Consider the following 17,375-nt stretch of genomic DNA (forward strand, 5'->3'; position numbering starts at 1 on the left):
ATTTTTTACAGTAGATACACAACGTTTTTGCATTTGTGCAGCGAGGCCGGTGCATGCTGAAATATGTACTGCCGTACAAGTGAGTGACACAACAAAAGCTGTATAGTAGCAATACAGCCGGTAACACCACATTATTTTCCAAAACCTTCTATTTTTATTGCATATGCGTACGGCGCTTTTATTTTATTGGGATCATAAGGCGGCAGGCTTACCTCTACATTGCTGCCAACCTGTTTCCAGCCCAGCTTTTCTTTAGTGGCGAGGAAGCTTATTGCTGTTGCCTTTGGCAGGTTGAAATTCTTTAATACCAGTTTGTGATCTGCAGGATATTTTGGAAATACTGCATAAAGATTATTGCTGGTTGGATTATAAGTGAAGAATAATTCTTTTACCGCGTAACCGGGATCGGGATTGACGGTAAGTTTTAACATGTAATCTCCGCTGGCACGAAAATCTCCTTCTTTGCGTATGGGTTTATAATCTGTTTTGCCTGCACTCCACTGGCAGGTATTTTTCCAGCGCACGGTGTTGTAGATGCATTCATTGTTGTCTTTCATCCACTCGCCAATCTGCAACAAACGCTCCTGCATAATGGGTGGTATTTTTCCATGCTCATCCGGGCCAACATCGAGCAGGAAGTTACCGCCGCGGCTTACTTTATCTACCAGTTGTAATACCAGTGACTGCGTGGAATTATAATCCCATGCATCTTCATTACGGTTGTAGCCATAAGAAAAGCCCATGCCTCGGTTCTCTTCGAAATAATGATTTTCAAAATCCAGCTCGGGCTGGTACTCTGGCGTAAATACCTGGCCATGTTTAAACCGTATACCACGACCCCAGCGATCGAATGTAACCACTGAATTTTTTACCGGGCTTTCATTGTATAACCACGCAAGGAATTTGGTGGATTGCCACAGGGTGTCTGATTCATCCCACTCGCCATCGGTCCAGAATACATCTGGTTTGTAGTTGTTGATAAGATCGAGCATTTGCGGCCACATGTGTTTCGTAGCATATTCCGCATGGTCTTTCTTCCATAAAGGGTTATACCACTCGTATAATGAAAAATACATACCGGGATGAACAGAGGTCTTCCTGACTGCCGCGAAAAGATCGCCCAGCAGATCTCTGTGGGGTGCTGTTTCTGCAGCATTCCAGGGAAAACCCCAATCTCTTGTAGCTTCTTTGCTCGGCCAGAGTGCATAGCCATCGTGGTGTTTGGATGTAAGGACAATATATTTTGCACCTGATGCTTCAAATAATTTTGCCCACTCATCGGGATTAAAAAGATCTGCCGTAAAATGATCTGCAAAAGTGTAATAGCTGTTATTACCATAATTTGTTTGATGATATTTTATAACAGCGGTATCACCACTTTCCATCTGGTGCTGGTACCACTCAGAATAGTTTCCTTTCGTTGTAAAACCAGGCACTGCATATACACCCCAATGTATAAATATGCCGAACTTGCTGTTCCTGTACCATTCGGGAACGGGCCTGGTATCAAGGCTTTGCCAGTCAGGCCGGTAAGTTTGCGCAACACCTGCCAATGCCAGTAAACAAATGCATGATGAGAGAAAGACTTGTCTTTTCATATGAGCAGCTTTTGATAATTAAGGAAAGATAAGCGAATGACGTAGCACAAACTGATAAATAATTATCATTTACTCAGCATAAATTTTCTAACTTCCATCAAACGTTTCGTGTTGCATGAATGCGCTCATTACTTACTTTCAAAATATTTCATCACTACACAGGGCACTGATACTTGCGGGTGGTATTACACTCTTCTGGCTACTGGAAAGCGGTATCCCGTTGTTCAGGTTTGGCTACAACAAATGGAAACATGCAGGCGTTAATTTTTTCTTTACTGCAACAACCATTGCTGTAAACTTTGTTTTCGCAATACTCATTGTACTTTCCAGCGATTGGGTGGTACAAAATAACTTCGGCATATTACAATGGATCAGCCTTCCTGTATGGCTGGAAATGATCCTTGGCCTGCTGCTGCTCGATTTAATTGGTGCATACATTATACACCTGCTTGAACATAAAATAAAATGGCTGTGGAAGTTTCACATGGTGCATCATGCAGACATTTATGTAGATACAACCACCGCTAACCGTCACCATCCCGGTGAAAGCGTTTTCCGCGCAGTGTTTACTATTGCGGCCGTATGGCTAAGTGGTGCACCCATATGGCTGGTAATGATGTACCAGAGTGTAAGTGTTGTACTCTCGCAATTTAACCATGCGAATATTCATATGCCAATGTGGCTCGATAATATGCTGCGCGTGGTATTTGTAACGCCCAATATGCATCGCATACATCATCATTACATGCGCCCTCAGACAGACAGTAACTACAGCAATATCTTTTCTTTCTGGGACAGGCTTTTCGGTACTTACAACAACACCCCAATGAAAGATATCCGTTATGGCCTGGATGTATTGGAAGGCCGAAACAACAACATAGGCTCGATGCTCAAAGTGCCCTTTGATAAAAACATACAAACGGATTATTGACCATTATTCAACAAGAAAGGGAAGACAATGTCTCCCCTTTCGCCCGCTACACATTCAAATCTTATATGTTGAGTTGTTGTTTTAAATGCCTATATAAAGTTTTTCTGTGCCACTGCCTTTTACCACAAAACCGCTCTGCATCTGGAGTTCGCTGCCTGCAGAGTTGTACGTTAATATATACGAAACCTCGATGTGCTCCCGAGCGTCGAACACGTTAGATATCTTCACGGTTTGCGCAACAGCTTCCTGCAAAGAAGGATAATCTTTCACGGTAATAGCATCAAAAGTTTTTTGGAACACAACCGAGCGCCTGCCCTTGCTCACTTTTTCAATCTTGATATGTACACTGGCAAGCGTATTCCTGTAAACGTCAGCAGCATAATCGCTTTCCTTGTAAAAGGCGAACGCAATATTCTTTTCAACAGGTGCCGCTTTCAGGTGCATGTTTTTTGCGGTAAAGCTTATCAAAAATGCTGCTGCTATAATAAGGACCGGTATTAGAAATTGTATCTTTTTCATGATTTGATCGTTTGCTTATACTTTGGCAAACGGCATGACGAAAGCCGTTAAAAATTGTTAAGCGCACAGCAAAAGGCACTAATACGCTGATGAACGGTTAAATAACAGGGATGAGCGTTATAAGCAGTTTTATCACGTAAAGCCGGCCTATGCAAAACGTGTTCGCTTCCGATACAAAAACTGTTCGCTTTAGTGCTTTTTTACGCGATAAAAATTTCTGTAGACTGCTGTAACATAAGCCACGCATGGTGCGTATAACAAACATTCCAACACCAATAAAAATTTTGAAAGATGAAAAGGTTAATTGTTTTTGCTTTGCTGGCTATATCGCTTAACAGTTTTGCAATTGGCAAAACCATTAAAGGCAATGGCATTCATAATACCGAAACAAGACCGGCAGGCAATTTTACGAGGCTGTCTGTAGGCGGACCGATGAATGTAACAATACGCTATGGCAACAGCACCAACCTCACTATTGACGGAGATGAAAACCTGCTGCCCTACATAGAGACAACTGTAAAAGATGGCACACTTAAGATCAAGGTCAAAGACCTGAACAATATCAATCCGACACTCAAACTTACAATACAGGTAAGCATGACAACCATTGATGGTATTGCACAGGCAGGCAGCGGCACGGTGAGCGGCAGCGGAAACTTTGAAAGCAATGGCAATACCAGCTTCAACATGTCTGGCTCGGGAAAATTGTCTTTATCCTTTGCCTCTTTCAAAGCTTCTGACATTAGCATGAGCGGCAGCGGATCTATGCAACTAAAAGGAAACATCGAAGGCCAGCTGGAAATCCATCAAAGCGGCAGCGGAAGTATTGATTGCCTGAATGCACCCTGCCAGTCGGCAACAGCACGCATAAGTGGCAGTGGCAACATGAAACTGAATGCAGCAAAAAATCTGGAGGCGCATATCAGTGGCAGCGGCGCAATTTATTATTCCGGTTCACCTTCGTTGAATTCGCATATTTCCGGCAGTGGACGTATCAAAAAGATCTAAAACAACAACTATACATATATCGCAATGCCCCACAAAAATGTGGGGCATTTTTTTGCAACAATACATGTATGTACCCGGCTGTAGTTTATCTATAATGCTTTGGTTGCGTCGCACTCTTGTGCTTCCTGTTCTTTATGCGGCATTGGCTGCCTTCGCACTCCAACACTTACTGTTTTGTAGCCTGCGTTGAGATTGATGGCTTTACTTTTAAGCAGTCAGACGGCGTACCGTAAGACCGGTGTGGCTGACAGGCAGCATCGCCACAGTTGCCCAATTTGCGGAACGTACAAGTGAGTGACACAACAGGTGATGCCACAAAGTACAAATGCCGGCATATAAATTATTCAAACCCAATAACTACATTTACGGCTAACAATGCTTTTTATGGAGCCAATGGATATATCGTACATCATTAATGAATACGCAGAAGAGCGCAACGATTACTTTCGTGCGGTAACACCGCCAATTGTACAAACAAGCAATTTTGCGTTTAGTACGGTAGACGCGCTTAGAAAAAGTTTTGAAGACGAATACGGCACATGGTTGTATAGCCGCGGCCTGAACCCAACTGTGGACATATTAAGAAAAAAACTTGCTGCACTGGATGGCGCAGAAGACTGTCTTGTTTTTAACAGCGGCGCAGCCGCCATATTTGCCGCTGTGCTGGCCAATGTAAAAAGCGGAGATCATATTGTAAGTGTGCGCAACCCGTATACGTGGGCAAAAAAAATGTTCGATGAGATCCTGGTGCGTTTCAATGTTTCAGTAACATACATCGATGGAACAGACATTGCAAACTTTGTAGCAGCTACTAAAGAAAATACTACCGTGTATTATCTCGAATCGCCCAATAGCTGGACTTATGAGTTGCAGGATCTGCAGGCAGTGGCTACGCTGGCAAAGCAACACAATATTGTTACCATTTGCGATAACAGTTATTGTACGCCATTGTATCAGAGACCAATAGCATTCGGGATAGATCTTGTATTGCAATCTGCAACCAAATATATTGGCGGCCACAGCGACGTGGTTGCAGGCGTTTTATGCGGCAGTAAACAAATGCTTACAAAAATATTTAACAGTGAATACCTGAATATTGGAAGCGGCATACAACCCTTCAATGCCTGGCTGCTTATACGTGGGTTGAGAACATTACCACTAAGACTGGAAAAAGTTACTGAAACAACGGGCAAGGTATTGGGCTGGTTGCAGGCGCACCCCCGTATTGAAAAAGTGATCTTTCCTTTCGATGAGAACTTTCCACAATATGCATTGGCTAAAAGCCAGATGCAGGGAGCCTGTGGCCTGCTTACGTTTATCATAACAGCCAAAAAGATCGAAACAATAGAGGCTTTCTGTAATGCATTGAAGCATATTTTGATGGCAGTAAGCTGGGGAGGCCATGAGTCTTTGATTATTCCACGCTGTGCAGGAATAAAACGGGAGCAGTTTATGGCTGCTGCGCCCGAACACAGGATGCTGCGCCTGTATTGCGGGTTGGAAAATGCAGCCTATATTATTGCAGATCTTGAAAAAGGCTTTGCTGCGATTGAAACAATGGAATAATCAGCAACCCAATAAACAGCCAAAGTTTCCGCTCATCGAAAAGTAAACAGCATAAAAAAAAGCTTTCATTTACATTTGTTATATGCTAAAAAGAGTAATTGGGTTACTGCTTGCGGCAGTTCCCGTATCATTATTTGCACAGGAGAAATGGGACCTCAGGCGGCTGGTAGACTACGCCATGACCAACAACATCTCCGTAAAACAAGCCGATGTGCAGGCAAGAATAGCTGCTTTACAGCTTGAACAATCTAAACTCAACCGCTGGCCCACAGCATCTTTCAGTGCCAATGTGGGTGAGCAGTTTGGTCGCTCCATTGACCCTACAACCAACCAGTTTACCACTACCAATTTCTTCTTTAACCAATACCAGGTACAGGGCGGAATACAGTTGTTTAATTTTGGCAGGTTAAAATACGCGCAGGACGCTGCCAACTTTAATGCGCAGGCAGCGCTGAAAGACATAGAGCGTGCCGCTAATGATGTGGCTTTAAATGTGGCATCTTACTATCTCAATGTTTTAGCCGCCAATGAGCAGATAAAAATCAACCAGGTACAGATAGCGCAAACAAAAGCACAGTACGACGTAACGAAGAAAAAAGTGGATGCAGGTTCATTGCCTGAGCTGAACCTTGCGGAGCTGGAATCTCAGCTTGCAACAGACAGCGCTAACCTGATTACATCACGAACAACATTTGAACAAAATGTACTTTACCTGAAAGCGCTTTTAAATATTGATATGGCGGCGCCATTTGATGTTGCTACGCCTGCAGTTGAAACAATTCCGCTGGAACCACTTGCAGAATTACAGCCTGACTATGTTTACCAGCTGGCACTAACCACGCAGCCACAGCAGAAAGTAAATGAACTGCGAATAAAAAGTGCAGAGAAAACGATTAAATCAAACAGGGCGCTGATGTACCCTTCCTTTAGCGGATTTTACTCTTTGGGTACTACGTACAATAACCAGAATTTTGGTATTGCCGGTTATAACTTACGCAATGATACCATAGGCAAGGTAAATGTTGGAGGCGTGGACTACGGTGTTGTAGTACCAAATTACAGCCCCTTGTATACCAAAACAAAATTTTTAAAACAACTTGATAATAACTTTAACCAGAGCGTGGGTCTTGGTATTACTGTACCCATCTTTAATAATGGTAACTACAGGCTGGCTTACCAGCGTTCTAAACTGGATCTGAAAAACCTTGAACTTCAGCGTGACCAGAGCAACCAGACACTGCAGTCAAATATTTATAATGCTTATGCAAATGCAATGGCATCATTACAAAAATACAATGCCGGTTTGAAGAGTGTGGCAGCCGCGCAAAAGGCATACGATTTTGCCAGCAAACGCTATGAAGTTGGTTTACTTTCTACGATAGACCTTTTAACAAACCAGAACAACCTGCAACGTGCCAAACTGCAGCAGGTGGCTAACCAGTACGATTATGTTTTTAAAATGAAAGTGCTGGAATTCTATAAAGGCCAGGGAATAAAATTATAATACCAAAACAAGTACATTTCCATATGAGCAAGAAACTAAAATGGATCATTATTATTCTCGTAATACTTGTCGTTGCACTGATCGGTTTAAGCAAGGCAGGCGTACTGGGTGGTAATGATGAAGGCACTAAAGTAACTGCAGAAAAAGCAACGATCAGGAACATTACAGAAATCGTAACTGCCAGTGGCAAAGTATTTCCGGAGGTGGAAGTAAAGGTTAGCCCGGACATTGCAGGAGAAATTGTAGAGTTGAATGTAATTGAGGGAGATACCGTAAAGAAAGGGCAGGTACTTGCCAAAATATATGGAGACATATATGCTTCTCAAAGAGACCAGGCTGCAGCCGTGGTGTCTCAATCACAGGCGCAGGTGGCCAACTCCAGTGCCCAGCTTGGTGCATTACAGGCCACACTTGACCAGACGGAAGCTGCATACAAAAGACAAAAAACATTGCTGGACCAGAAAGTAATCTCCGCTTCTGAATTTGAGCAGGCACAACAGGCATGGCTTTCTGCAAAAGCAAACTTCGAAGCCGCAAAAGCGGGTATAAAGGCAAACCAGGCCAATGTACAAAGCGCATCTGCAAGCCTTACCAGGGCACAGAAAGATGTTAGCAGAACAACAATCGTTGCACCAATGGATGGCGTTATAAGCCTGCTGAGTGTAAAAAAAGGCGAACGCGTTGCGGGCAACAGCTTTAACGTTGGTACCGAAATGATGCGTATTGCAGACCTCGCAAGCATTGAAGTGCAGGTTGATGTAGGTGAAAACGATATTCCTAAAGTAAAACTCGGCGATACAGCCCTGGTAGAAATAGATGCCTTCAACAATCGTAAGTTCAAAGGAATTGTATATAAAATTGCAAACCCGTCTACCGGTTTGTCTGGTACAGCTTCTTCTTTATCGAGCTCTACACAGGTTACAAATTACCAGGTTCATATAAGGCTCATGCAGGATAGCTATAAAGACCTTATTGTAAAAGGACAGCCTTTCCCTTTCCGGCCTAACATGAGCGCCAGTGCAGATATTCAGACAAAGACCAACAGGAACGTACTTACCATTCCGTTAAATGCTGTAACGACCAGGGATAAAAACGAGGGTAAAAAAGTGGAAGAGAAGAAAGACGAAGACAAAACTGAATCAGCAGCTGCCGACGATGATGTGGAAGAGGTAGTATTTATTGTACAAAAAGACGGCATAGTGAGAAAGAAACCTGTGAAGACAGATATACAGGATATAAACTACATACAGATTGTAAATGGTATAAATGCCGGAGATGAAGTGGTAACAGCACCATACGATGTGGTAAGCAAGCAATTGAAAGATAGTTCAAAAGTAAAAGTGGTAAGTAAAGACGAGTTACTCAAAAATTTCAGTACGCCTAAATAATGGCTTAAATGCTGCGAAAAAACCTGCCTTTGAAAAGGGCAGGTTTTTTGTTTTCTTATAACCTGTGACTTTTTGATCGCAGATCGGTGAATTTATTTGCGGAGAAATATGAGTTTTAAAGCTTTGTTTAATCATAATTACAAATATTGCCATTACCTTTGGCATGTTACGCTTGGAGACCCTGAAGTCCTGCCGGGTGATATGCAAGCCACTTAACCGGCTTAGGCAGGGAATGACGAAAACGGTTACGATACATTACCAACGGCCGCAGTCATACAACACTTCTACACAAGAGAAACCATTAATTACATTTGTTTTCATTCAAACTTGCAAAAGACATTTATGGAATATAACACGTCGAGAAGCCACATGGTGATGCGTGAATACGGCAGGCATATTCAGAATATGGTTGATTACGTATTAACTATTGAAGACCCCAAAAAACGCCAGCAACAGGCACAGGTAGTGATCGAACTGATGGGATTCTTAAACCCACACCTGAAAAATGTAGAAGATTTCAGGCATAAGCTATGGGATCATCTCTTTTTTATGAGCGACTTTAAACTGAAAGTTGACAGCCCATACCCAATTCCAGAAAAAGCAACGTATAAGGCCAAGCCGGCTCCATTGCCTTATCCAAAACGTTATCCAAAATATTCCCACCTGGGAAAAAACCTTGAGCTGGTAATTGATAAGGCGCTGAAGGAAGACAATGCTGAAAAGAAAGCTGGTTTTGCGCATGCCATTGCATACTACATGAAACTCTCTTACAGCAACTGGCATAAAGAACTGGTGCATGATGACAATATCCGTTCGGAATTGAATGCTATAACAGGTGGCGAGCTGGAATTCAGCAATACACCTTACATAAAACACCGCAACCAGAATTTTGAGCGCGATGATTATGGAAGAGGCAGTGCACGCAGCAACGACAGAGATCGTGGTGGAAGGCAGCAAAGCTACATGAGCAATGGGCGCAACAATAATGGCGGCAGAAACATGGGTGGAAGAGATCGCGACAGAGACAGGGATAACCGCGGCGGTGGTGGCAGAAGTCCGGGTGGCCGGGATAACCGTGATAGCCGCGGAGGTGGCGGAAACGGAAATAACAGGAACCAGAATTTTAAGAAGCGTTTTAAATAAAAAAATACTTAGATATAAAGGCTGCTAAAAATTAGCAGCCTTTTTTATTACAGCAATAACATAAGCAATATACTTTTGAAGATGCAAATAATCCCGCTGTCAGAAGGTGTCTTCACCATAGATAAAACAAAAATCTTTGTACCATTCGACCTGGATAACGACGAACTGCAGCAAAGACCAGTTGGAAGCCTGCTGGTAGAAGTACAGCCATTTGTTGTTGTTACATCGAAAGATGTACTGCTGCTGGACACGGGGCTTGGCTTTTCCAGGAATGGCACGTTGCAGTTGTATGCAAATCTTAAAGCCGCCAACATAGCCCCGGAAAGTATTACCAAAGTATTGATGACACACCTGCATAAAGACCATGCCGGTGGCGTGAGTGTGAAAGACAAGCTTGGTAACTATCAACTCTCTTTTCCCAAAGCCACATATTACGTACAAAAGAAAGAGATGGAGTTTGCAATGGAGACCGGTTTTCCATCTTACATGGCTGAGGAAATTTCGATGCTGCAATACGGGCAAAATGTAGTGTTCCTGGACGGAGATGGAACCATTGATGAATATATCTCTTACCACATTACCGGGGGCCACAGCCCTTACCACCAGGTGTACTGGATAAAAGAAAAAAATGAAACTATCTTTTTTGGTGGTGATGATGCACCGCAACTGCAACAGATGAAAAATAAATTTATAGCCAAATACGACTACGACGGTAAAAAGTGTATGGAATTACGCCAGCAGTGGTGGCAAACCGGGCGGGAGGAAAACTGGACCTTCCTGTTTTACCATGATGTAAAAACACCTTACTATAATGCCCAAACGGCCGGCACCAGCAGCAACGCTGAATAAGTGGTCTGCTACATCAATGGCTTACGCCTTACGATTAATTATGGGGGATTTGCACCGCGTACTACAGTTGCTATAAAAGTGGAACGCACAAGTGAGTGACACAACAGGCGATGCCATATTGACCTGTTGCCGGCGCAACAATTCATTTAAATCCTGTTACAGGTAAATAAAAGGCAGGCTTAATCTTTCTTTTTAAAATCACCCCGTTTCCAGGCTTCTATGAACTCAGCCCATGCAAACGGGTTTAGGAGGTTAATAGGTTGCTGCTGACCCTGGTAATACAACCTTTGCGATTGCCTGCGTATGTTGGCATTTACTGCCTCGCGGCCATCTGCAGGTAAGGCAGCTATAAGTGCCCTTCGGGTGGCATCATCGGTATTTTTTCTTGCTATCTCAATCTGGTCGGCAGGTACTTCCACATTTACAAAGTCGCGTTCAAACTGTGCCCTGGTGGGTCTCGGTTTTAATATGGTAGCAGGCAAATAGGCTGTATCACTCACCATTAGCTGTATTACGCTGTACTGATTGCCTTCCAGGTTATCGGGGATGCTGATGATCTTATCCTTGAAGCCCACGCAGGAAAAACGGATATTATCGCCTTTGAGCACAACAATTGAAAATACGCCCTGGTAATTGGTTAGCGTACCGCGACCTTTATTCTCTACAATAACACTGGCAGATTCAATTGCCCGCAGGCTATCGGCCGTCATAACCACGCCATACAACTGTATTACAGAATCCTGTGCATTGCGGTCCTGCGCGGCAGCATTGAAAGTTGAAAGAATAGAAAAGGCAATAGTAAAATATTGTAGAAGTCGCTTCATGCAGCAATTGATTAAAAGAAAAAGTTTTTAAAGGCTTTCCCTCATTCAAAACAAAATAACCCCTTTGCCAACTAATTTTGCTGCAAAATATTCCTTTTTAACAAAATTATGTGCGATGACTGAACAGGACATTCTGAAAGCGCTGAGTAACGTTCAGGAGCCCGATCTTGGTAAAGATCTGGTGACGCTGAACATGATAAAAGACATAAAAATAGATGGCAACAATGTATCATTTACCATAGTACTTACCACACCTGCATGCCCTGTAAAAGACATGATGAAAACGGCTTGTATCAATGCTGTAAAGATTCTTGTAAGCAAAGAGGCGAATGTGCAGGTAGACTTTACATCTAATACAACAACCAACCGTAAAGATGCGCAGCAACTTTTGCCGGGCGTTAAAAACATTATTGCGGTGGTAAGTGGTAAAGGTGGCGTGGGTAAAAGTACTGTTGCAGCCAATCTTGCCCTTGCATTTGCAAAAGAAGGCGCCAGTGTAGGTTTAATGGACGCTGACATTTACGGCCCCAGCGTACCTATTATGTTTGGCGTAAGGGGCGAAAGACCTATGATGAGAGATGTTGATGGCAAGGGTATGATTATTCCGCTGGAAAAGTATGGCATAAAACTAATGAGCATCGGTTTGCTGGTAGATGAAAAAAATGCCGTGGTGTGGCGCGGGCCAATGGCAAGCAGTGCCATACGTCAGTTTGTTACAGATGTAGACTGGGGCGCACTGGATTACCTGGTAATAGATATGCCACCAGGCACCGGGGATATTCACCTGACCCTTATGCAAACAGTGCCCGTAACCGGCGTGGTGATTGTTACCACGCCACAAAACGTAGCACTGGCAGATGCTAAGAAAGGGATTGCCATGTTTGGCCAGGCACAGATCAATGTGCCTATCATCGGCCTCGTAGAAAATATGGCATATTTTACCCCACAGGAGTTGCCCGAAAACAAATATTACATCTTTGGAAAAGAAGGCGGCAAAAGGCTTGCAGACGAATATGATCTGCCTTTTCTCGGCCAGATCCCCATTGTACAAAGCATCAGGGAGGGTGGTGATAGCGGTGTTCCCGCAATGATAGGCAATGATGCCCTATCGCTAAAAGCCTTTGAAGATTTTGCGGCAATGGCAGTAAGAAATATTGCTATACGCAATGCAAAATTACCTTCCACGCAGATGGTTGAAGTGGTGGAATAATTTTTTGGTAACCGGCAGTAGATTTTTATGGCATCGGCTGTTGCCACGCTCGGTTCAACGTTCCGTTTTCATGGCAACTGCAGCGATCAATAACTGCGTACTTTCGAAAATGCACACATCGTGTAGTTACTGGTTTCTTACCGGTTCACTACACGATTTTTTTATTCCTGTTTACCCGCCAAAATGCTTTAACAAAACCTGTAGCATATTTTTTTGGAACAAATAGATGTACGTACATATATTTGCAAAGTGAAACTTGAGCAAGCCATACAAAGTACAAAATTCAGGAGCGAAGTGCAGAAAGCAGGATTGAACATTTTATATACAGCGTGGTGGCTGAAAACAATGATGAGTAAATCATTAAAAGAGTACGGTCTTACGCATGAGCAGTATAATGTGCTCAGGATATTGAAAGGCCGTTTTCCACAGCAAATGTGTGTAAGAGATATAGCATGCCGCATGATAGAGAAAAATTCAAACGTGCCGCGTATCATAGACAGGCTAGAGCTGAAAAAACTGGTAAAGCGTAATACCTCTGCAGAAGATAAAAGAGAAACAGTAATTACCATTACACAGGCTGGCATGAATATGCTGGAAATAACAACAGAAAAAATTAATAAAATATACGATTCAACAATCTCTATGAACAATGAGGATGCAGCAGCGTTAAATGCTTTGCTGGAACAGCTGAGAACAAATGAATCATAAATTTTTTTGGCCCGATACATGTATATACATCTATAATTTAAATCACATAAACCAAATATTATGGCAACGTACAAAGTAGATCCATCACACTCTGAGGTTACTTTTAAAGTAAAACACCTCATGATTACCAATGTAACCGGAACATTTGCAAAATTCGATGCAACCCTTACTGCAGATAAAGAAGATTTTACTGATGCGAAAGTTACGTTCGAAGCTGATATAGACAGCATTAGTACCAATAACGAACAGCGAGATGGTCATTTAAAAGGCGATGACTTCTTCAATGCAGAACAGTTTCCAAAAATGACCTTCGAATCAACAGCTATCTCAAAAAAGAATGATGAAGAATATGAACTGGATGGCAATCTCACCATCCGGGATATTACCAAACCGGTAAAACTTGATGTGGCTTACGGCGGTACAATGACAGACCCGTGGGGCCAGACAAAGGCAGGATTTGAAATAACAGGCAAAATAAACCGTAAAGAATTTGGCTTAAAGTGGACCGCAGTAACAGAGGCCGGCGGTATAGTGGTAAGTGATGATGTGCGTTTGAATGTGCAGGTACAGATGGTGAAACAGTAACTGCCGGCAAAGTACCAGGATTGAGAACCCTGGTACTTTCTTTTCTTACACCTCATGCCTTTTATATTTACAAAAATCCCAAATATGCAATACATCATTCATCGGAAAGAAGACCGCGGCACCAAAGATATTGGCTGGCTTGTCAGCAAATTTTCCTTTAGCTTTTCATCTTACTATAGTCCTGTAAAGAAAGGGTTTGGCCTGCTGCATACATTCAATGACGATGTAGTTAAACCTGGCGGCGGCTTTGGTTTGCACCCGCATACCAATATGGAAATTGTAAGTATCATGTTGCAGGGTAAAATGAACCACAAAGATTCAATGGGCTTTAGCGATATTGTTGAAAAAGACTGGGTGCAGATTATGAGTGCGGGCAGAGGGCTTAAACACGAAGAGTATAATATTGGCGAGGAAGATGTACAGTTCCTGCAAATATGGATTGAACCAAAACTGCAGAACATAGAGCCACGCTACCAGCGTAGAAATTTTTCACGGGAAAACCGCAAAAATTTATTGAAAACAGTAGTCAGCAACGAAGAAGGACAGGAGCACTGCTGGATCAATCAGAATGCAAAAATTAGCTTGGGCTATTTTGATGCAGGCCATACAATAACCTACACATTAAACCCATTGAACAAATGCGTTTACATCTTTGTAATGGAAGGCGCTGTATCTGTGGCGAATGAAACCATTGGCAAAAGAGATGCGATTGGTGTATGGGAAACCGGTAATATCTCATTGCAAACTGCTGAAGCATCATCATTTATTGTAATAGAAATACCCATCAATCATTGAGGTGGTAATACGCAATTCACACAAATAGGGTTAAACAGTTCAGTTTTACTTTTACAGATTACTCCGGGCATGACGCCTGTAGTACTAAAAGGAAAGACGATCATATACAAATAAAAGGAACAGTTTTATGAACATAGAGATTATATCAGGAAGTCCGAGGCAGGAGAGTTTATCACGCAGGGTAGCGGTCTTCCTCCAGAGATATATGCGTGAGAAAACGGAACATAACATTAACCTGATAGATGTAAGAGAATGGTCTTTGCCGTTATTGCAGCAGGAAGTCTTTACAAGTGTGGAGCGTACCCCTGAAGCACTGCAACCACTTGCCAAACGCATGTTCGACGCTGATGCGTTTATCATGGTTACGCCCGAATACAACGGCAGCTACACCCCGGCACTAAAAAACCTTTTTGATCATTTTCCCAAGCAGACGCATAAAACTTTTGGCATCGTAACAGCATCGCCGGGTATTATGGGTGGCATGCGCGCTACACAACAAATGCAATTACTCATCAATGCATTGTTTGGCATAGGATCGCCGCATATGCTGGTTACACCTATGGTAGATAAAAAATTTAACGCCGAAGGCAATCTTACAGATTTGTCTTTTCAAAAAAATGTCGATGTCTTCGTAAGTGAATTTCTCTGGCTCGCAGAAGCACTGGCGCCTGAACTTCAGCCGGCACAATAAATAACTTTTTTTAACGGCAACTAACCGTAAATTTGCGGCTTCTTTTCGTAAAACATGAGCGACGAAATAAAACATGAATGCGGGTTAGCCTTCATTCGCCTCCGAAAGCCTTTCTCTTATTATCTCCAGAAATATGGAACAGTAATGTACGGTCTAAATAAACTGTACCTGCTGATGGAAAAACAGCATAACCGTGGCCAGGATGGTGCCGGTATTGCTGCTGTAAAACTAAATGTAGAGCCAGGTCACCCATATTTGTTCAGAACCCGTAGCAATGCTCCTCAGCCAATAGCAGACATTTTTTTTAAACTGGGGCAGGAAATAAAAGAGCTGGAAAAATACCAGCCCGATATCAAACAACATCCCGGCTTAATGAAAGGTCATGTACCTGCACTGGGTGAATTGCTGCTCGGCCATCTCCGTTATGGTACACAGGGTAAGAACAATGTCGAATTCTGTCACCCGTTTATTAAAAGAAATCTTATCCCCGGCAGAAATATTGCACTTGCAGGCAACTTCAACCTTGTAAATACAGAAGAATTATTTGCGCTCATTAACGTAGACCCCGGCGAGTTTCAGCGCCAGAGCGATCTTGCAGCAATGATGGAAGTAGTGCATCATTTTCTAAGCAAAGAAGACGACAAAAGTCCCAATGCGCCGGATATTGCAACTGTTCTCAGGAAAGCCACACCACTCTTCGATGGTGGTTATACCATCGGTGGTCTTATTGGCAATGGGAACAGCTTTGTTATGCGTGATGCGCATGGCATAAGACCGGCTTATTATTACATAGATGACGAAGTAATTGTTGCCGCCAGCGAGCGTGCTTCTATACGCACCTCGTTCAACGTGGGCGAAAATGAAGTGCTTGAGTTAATGCCTGGCAATGCACTTATCATAGACGATAAAGGAAGCTACAGGGTAGAGCAGATACTCGATCCCAAAGAAAGAAGAGCCTGTAGCTTCGAGCGTATTTATTTCAGCCGCGGTAGCGATGAAAAAATTTACAGGGAGCGTATTGCACTTGGTCACCATCTTAGTAAAGCCGTGCTTGAATCTGTAGAGTACGACCTGAAAAATACCATCTTCTCTTACATACCCAATACTGCAGAAGTAGCTTTTTTCGGCCTGGTAAAAGGCATGGAAGACTACCTTAATAAACGCAAGCTCGAACGTATTTTAAGCTGGGGTAACGAGATTGACTCTGAAAAGCTTGAAGAGATCATCAATCGTAAAATAAGACAGGAGAAAATTGCCATCAAAGACGTAAAACTGCGCACCTTCATCACCGAAGATTCCGGCAGAAACGAAATGGTACAACACGTTTACGATATTACCTACGGTACTGTGCGCAGAGACCAGGATACGCTTGTTGTAATAGACGACAGTATTGTGCGTGGCACAACACTCAAAGAAAGCATTGTACGTATGCTGGCAAGGTTAAATCCAAAACGCATCATCGTGGTTTCTTCGGCACCGCAAATACGCTACCCGGATTGTTATGGCATCGATATGAGTAAACTTGGCGATTTTATCGCATTCCGCGCAGCCATCGAATTACTCAAAGAAAAAGGCCAGGAAGATGTGTTGCACAGTGTATACGAGAAAATAAAAGAACTGCAGCGCAATAACCAGTTGCATACAGAAAATGTGGTGCGGCAGATTTATAAGCCATTTTCTACAGAAGAGATCTCGGCAAAAATTGCACAGCTTATCACGCCAAAAGATGTTACACTTCCCGTAGAGGTCATTTACCAAACGATTGAAGATCTCCACGATAGTTGTCCAACCAATACCGGCGATTGGTATTTCACCGGCAATTATCCAACGCCGGGCGGTAACCGCGTGGTAAATAAAGCGTTTATCAATTATTACGAGGGTAAAAATGTAAGGGGTTATTAGTTTTATGTACCCGGCAGTATTGCTACTATGTAGCTGTGGTTGCGTCGCACTCTTGTACGGTTGAATCTTTACTGGGCAAGTGCAATGCCGCTGCCCATACAAAAACAAACATCATTGCCAATATTTTTCAGCACCACGCGGTGCTGATTTTTTT

The 17,375-nt window shown here is 42.9% G+C and carries 16 protein-coding genes; 13 read left to right on the forward strand and 3 right to left on the reverse strand.

Translation table 11 applies throughout. From position 1 onward, the window contains the following. Nucleotides 1-131: 131 nt before the first annotated feature. The gene (locus I5907_RS02740; protein ID WP_196989197.1) at nt 132-1,598 is read right to left on the reverse strand and encodes an alpha-L-fucosidase; all 1,467 of its coding nucleotides are present in this window, start codon (nt 1,596-1,598) and stop codon (nt 132-134) included. Between the two features lie 115 nt (nt 1,599-1,713). Here I5907_RS02740 and I5907_RS02745 point away from each other — a divergent pair, with 115 nt between their 5' ends. Further along, a complete protein-coding gene (locus I5907_RS02745; protein WP_196989198.1) occupies nt 1,714-2,529 on the forward strand; it encodes a sterol desaturase family protein in 816 nt (271 codons plus the stop codon). Between the two features lie 81 nt (nt 2,530-2,610). Here I5907_RS02745 and I5907_RS02750 read toward each other — a convergent pair whose 3' ends face one another. Next, nucleotides 2,611-3,048, reverse strand: a complete 438-nt coding sequence (locus I5907_RS02750) for a hypothetical protein (RefSeq protein WP_196989199.1) — start codon at nt 3,046-3,048, stop codon at nt 2,611-2,613. Between the two features lie 291 nt (nt 3,049-3,339). On the opposite strand from I5907_RS02750, the gene I5907_RS02755 reads away from it, so the two are divergent. The 6 genes from I5907_RS02755 to I5907_RS02780 all read left to right on the forward strand — a co-directional run bounded on the left by I5907_RS02755 (nt 3,340) and on the right by I5907_RS02780 (nt 10,506). Then, nucleotides 3,340-4,056, forward strand: coding sequence for a head GIN domain-containing protein (locus I5907_RS02755; RefSeq protein WP_196989200.1), 717 nt, complete (start codon nt 3,340-3,342; stop codon nt 4,054-4,056). 384 nt (nt 4,057-4,440) lie between these two features. Then, nucleotides 4,441-5,622 carry a trans-sulfuration enzyme family protein gene (locus tag I5907_RS02760; RefSeq protein ID WP_231401946.1) on the forward strand — a complete coding sequence of 394 codons (1,182 nt, stop codon included), beginning with the start codon at nt 4,441-4,443 and terminating at the stop codon, nt 5,620-5,622. A gap of 82 nt (nt 5,623-5,704) precedes the next feature. After that, nucleotides 5,705-7,126: a TolC family protein gene (locus I5907_RS02765; protein ID WP_196989201.1), complete on the forward strand. Its 1,422-nt coding sequence runs from the start codon at nt 5,705-5,707 to the stop codon at nt 7,124-7,126. Nucleotides 7,127-7,149: 23 nt separating this feature from the next. Then, nucleotides 7,150-8,514, forward strand: a complete 1,365-nt coding sequence (locus I5907_RS02770) for an efflux RND transporter periplasmic adaptor subunit (protein ID WP_196989202.1) — start codon at nt 7,150-7,152, stop codon at nt 8,512-8,514. A 342-nt stretch (nt 8,515-8,856) separates the two neighbouring features. Next, nucleotides 8,857-9,657, forward strand: a complete 801-nt coding sequence (locus tag I5907_RS02775) for a DUF4290 domain-containing protein (protein ID WP_196989203.1) — start codon at nt 8,857-8,859, stop codon at nt 9,655-9,657. Between the two features lie 81 nt (nt 9,658-9,738). Beyond that, nucleotides 9,739-10,506 carry an MBL fold metallo-hydrolase gene (locus I5907_RS02780; protein ID WP_196989204.1) on the forward strand — a complete coding sequence of 256 codons (768 nt, stop codon included), beginning with the start codon at nt 9,739-9,741 and terminating at the stop codon, nt 10,504-10,506. Nucleotides 10,507-10,685: 179 nt separating this feature from the next. Here I5907_RS02780 and I5907_RS02785 read toward each other — a convergent pair whose 3' ends face one another. Next, a complete protein-coding gene (locus I5907_RS02785; RefSeq protein WP_196989205.1) occupies nt 10,686-11,330 on the reverse strand; it encodes a carboxypeptidase-like regulatory domain-containing protein in 645 nt (214 codons plus the stop codon). A 115-nt stretch (nt 11,331-11,445) separates the two neighbouring features. On the opposite strand from I5907_RS02785, the gene I5907_RS02790 reads away from it, so the two are divergent. The 6 genes from I5907_RS02790 (at nt 11,446) to I5907_RS02815 (ending at nt 17,221) form a co-directional block, all read left to right on the forward strand. Further along, entirely contained in the window at nt 11,446-12,540 is a 1,095-nt protein-coding gene (locus tag I5907_RS02790) for an Mrp/NBP35 family ATP-binding protein (RefSeq protein WP_196989206.1), read from the forward strand. Nucleotides 12,541-12,789: 249 nt separating this feature from the next. Beyond that, nucleotides 12,790-13,248: a transcriptional regulator, SarA/Rot family gene (locus I5907_RS21600; protein ID WP_196989207.1), complete on the forward strand. Its 459-nt coding sequence runs from the start codon at nt 12,790-12,792 to the stop codon at nt 13,246-13,248. A 60-nt stretch (nt 13,249-13,308) separates the two neighbouring features. Beyond that, entirely contained in the window at nt 13,309-13,833 is a 525-nt protein-coding gene (locus I5907_RS02800) for a YceI family protein (RefSeq protein ID WP_196989208.1), read from the forward strand. An 84-nt stretch (nt 13,834-13,917) separates the two neighbouring features. Next, nucleotides 13,918-14,628: a pirin family protein gene (locus I5907_RS02805; RefSeq protein ID WP_196989209.1), complete on the forward strand. Its 711-nt coding sequence runs from the start codon at nt 13,918-13,920 to the stop codon at nt 14,626-14,628. Nucleotides 14,629-14,755: 127 nt separating this feature from the next. Further along, entirely contained in the window at nt 14,756-15,319 is a 564-nt protein-coding gene (locus I5907_RS02810) for an NADPH-dependent FMN reductase (protein ID WP_196989210.1), read from the forward strand. Nucleotides 15,320-15,373: 54 nt separating this feature from the next. After that, nucleotides 15,374-17,221 carry an amidophosphoribosyltransferase gene (locus I5907_RS02815; protein ID WP_196989211.1) on the forward strand — a complete coding sequence of 616 codons (1,848 nt, stop codon included), beginning with the start codon at nt 15,374-15,376 and terminating at the stop codon, nt 17,219-17,221. Nucleotides 17,222-17,375: the final 154 nt, after the last annotated feature.

This window comes from Panacibacter microcysteis (genome assembly GCF_015831355.1).
GTDB classification, from domain to species: Bacteria; Bacteroidota; Bacteroidia; order Chitinophagales; family Chitinophagaceae; genus Panacibacter; species Panacibacter microcysteis.

Bases quoted from the DNA above. Each gene is read 5' to 3' on its own strand.
- I5907_RS02740 (WP_196989197.1), bottom strand. From the start codon at position 1,598: ATGAAAAGACAAGTCTTTCTCTCATCATGCATTTGTTTACTGGCATTG.
- I5907_RS02745 (WP_196989198.1), top strand. From the start codon at position 1,714: ATGAATGCGCTCATTACTTACTTTCAAAATATTTCATCACTACACAGG.
- I5907_RS02750 (WP_196989199.1), bottom strand. From the start codon at position 3,048: ATGAAAAAGATACAATTTCTAATACCGGTCCTTATTATAGCAGCAGCA.
- I5907_RS02755 (WP_196989200.1), top strand. From the start codon at position 3,340: ATGAAAAGGTTAATTGTTTTTGCTTTGCTGGCTATATCGCTTAACAGT.
- I5907_RS02760 (WP_231401946.1), top strand. From the start codon at position 4,441: ATGGAGCCAATGGATATATCGTACATCATTAATGAATACGCAGAAGAG.
- I5907_RS02765 (WP_196989201.1), top strand. From the start codon at position 5,705: ATGCTAAAAAGAGTAATTGGGTTACTGCTTGCGGCAGTTCCCGTATCA.
- I5907_RS02770 (WP_196989202.1), top strand. From the start codon at position 7,150: ATGAGCAAGAAACTAAAATGGATCATTATTATTCTCGTAATACTTGTC.
- I5907_RS02775 (WP_196989203.1), top strand. From the start codon at position 8,857: ATGGAATATAACACGTCGAGAAGCCACATGGTGATGCGTGAATACGGC.
- I5907_RS02780 (WP_196989204.1), top strand. From the start codon at position 9,739: ATGCAAATAATCCCGCTGTCAGAAGGTGTCTTCACCATAGATAAAACA.
- I5907_RS02785 (WP_196989205.1), bottom strand. From the start codon at position 11,330: ATGAAGCGACTTCTACAATATTTTACTATTGCCTTTTCTATTCTTTCA.
- I5907_RS02790 (WP_196989206.1), top strand. From the start codon at position 11,446: ATGACTGAACAGGACATTCTGAAAGCGCTGAGTAACGTTCAGGAGCCC.
- I5907_RS02800 (WP_196989208.1), top strand. From the start codon at position 13,309: ATGGCAACGTACAAAGTAGATCCATCACACTCTGAGGTTACTTTTAAA.
- I5907_RS02805 (WP_196989209.1), top strand. From the start codon at position 13,918: ATGCAATACATCATTCATCGGAAAGAAGACCGCGGCACCAAAGATATT.
- I5907_RS02810 (WP_196989210.1), top strand. From the start codon at position 14,756: ATGAACATAGAGATTATATCAGGAAGTCCGAGGCAGGAGAGTTTATCA.
- I5907_RS02815 (WP_196989211.1), top strand. From the start codon at position 15,374: ATGAGCGACGAAATAAAACATGAATGCGGGTTAGCCTTCATTCGCCTC.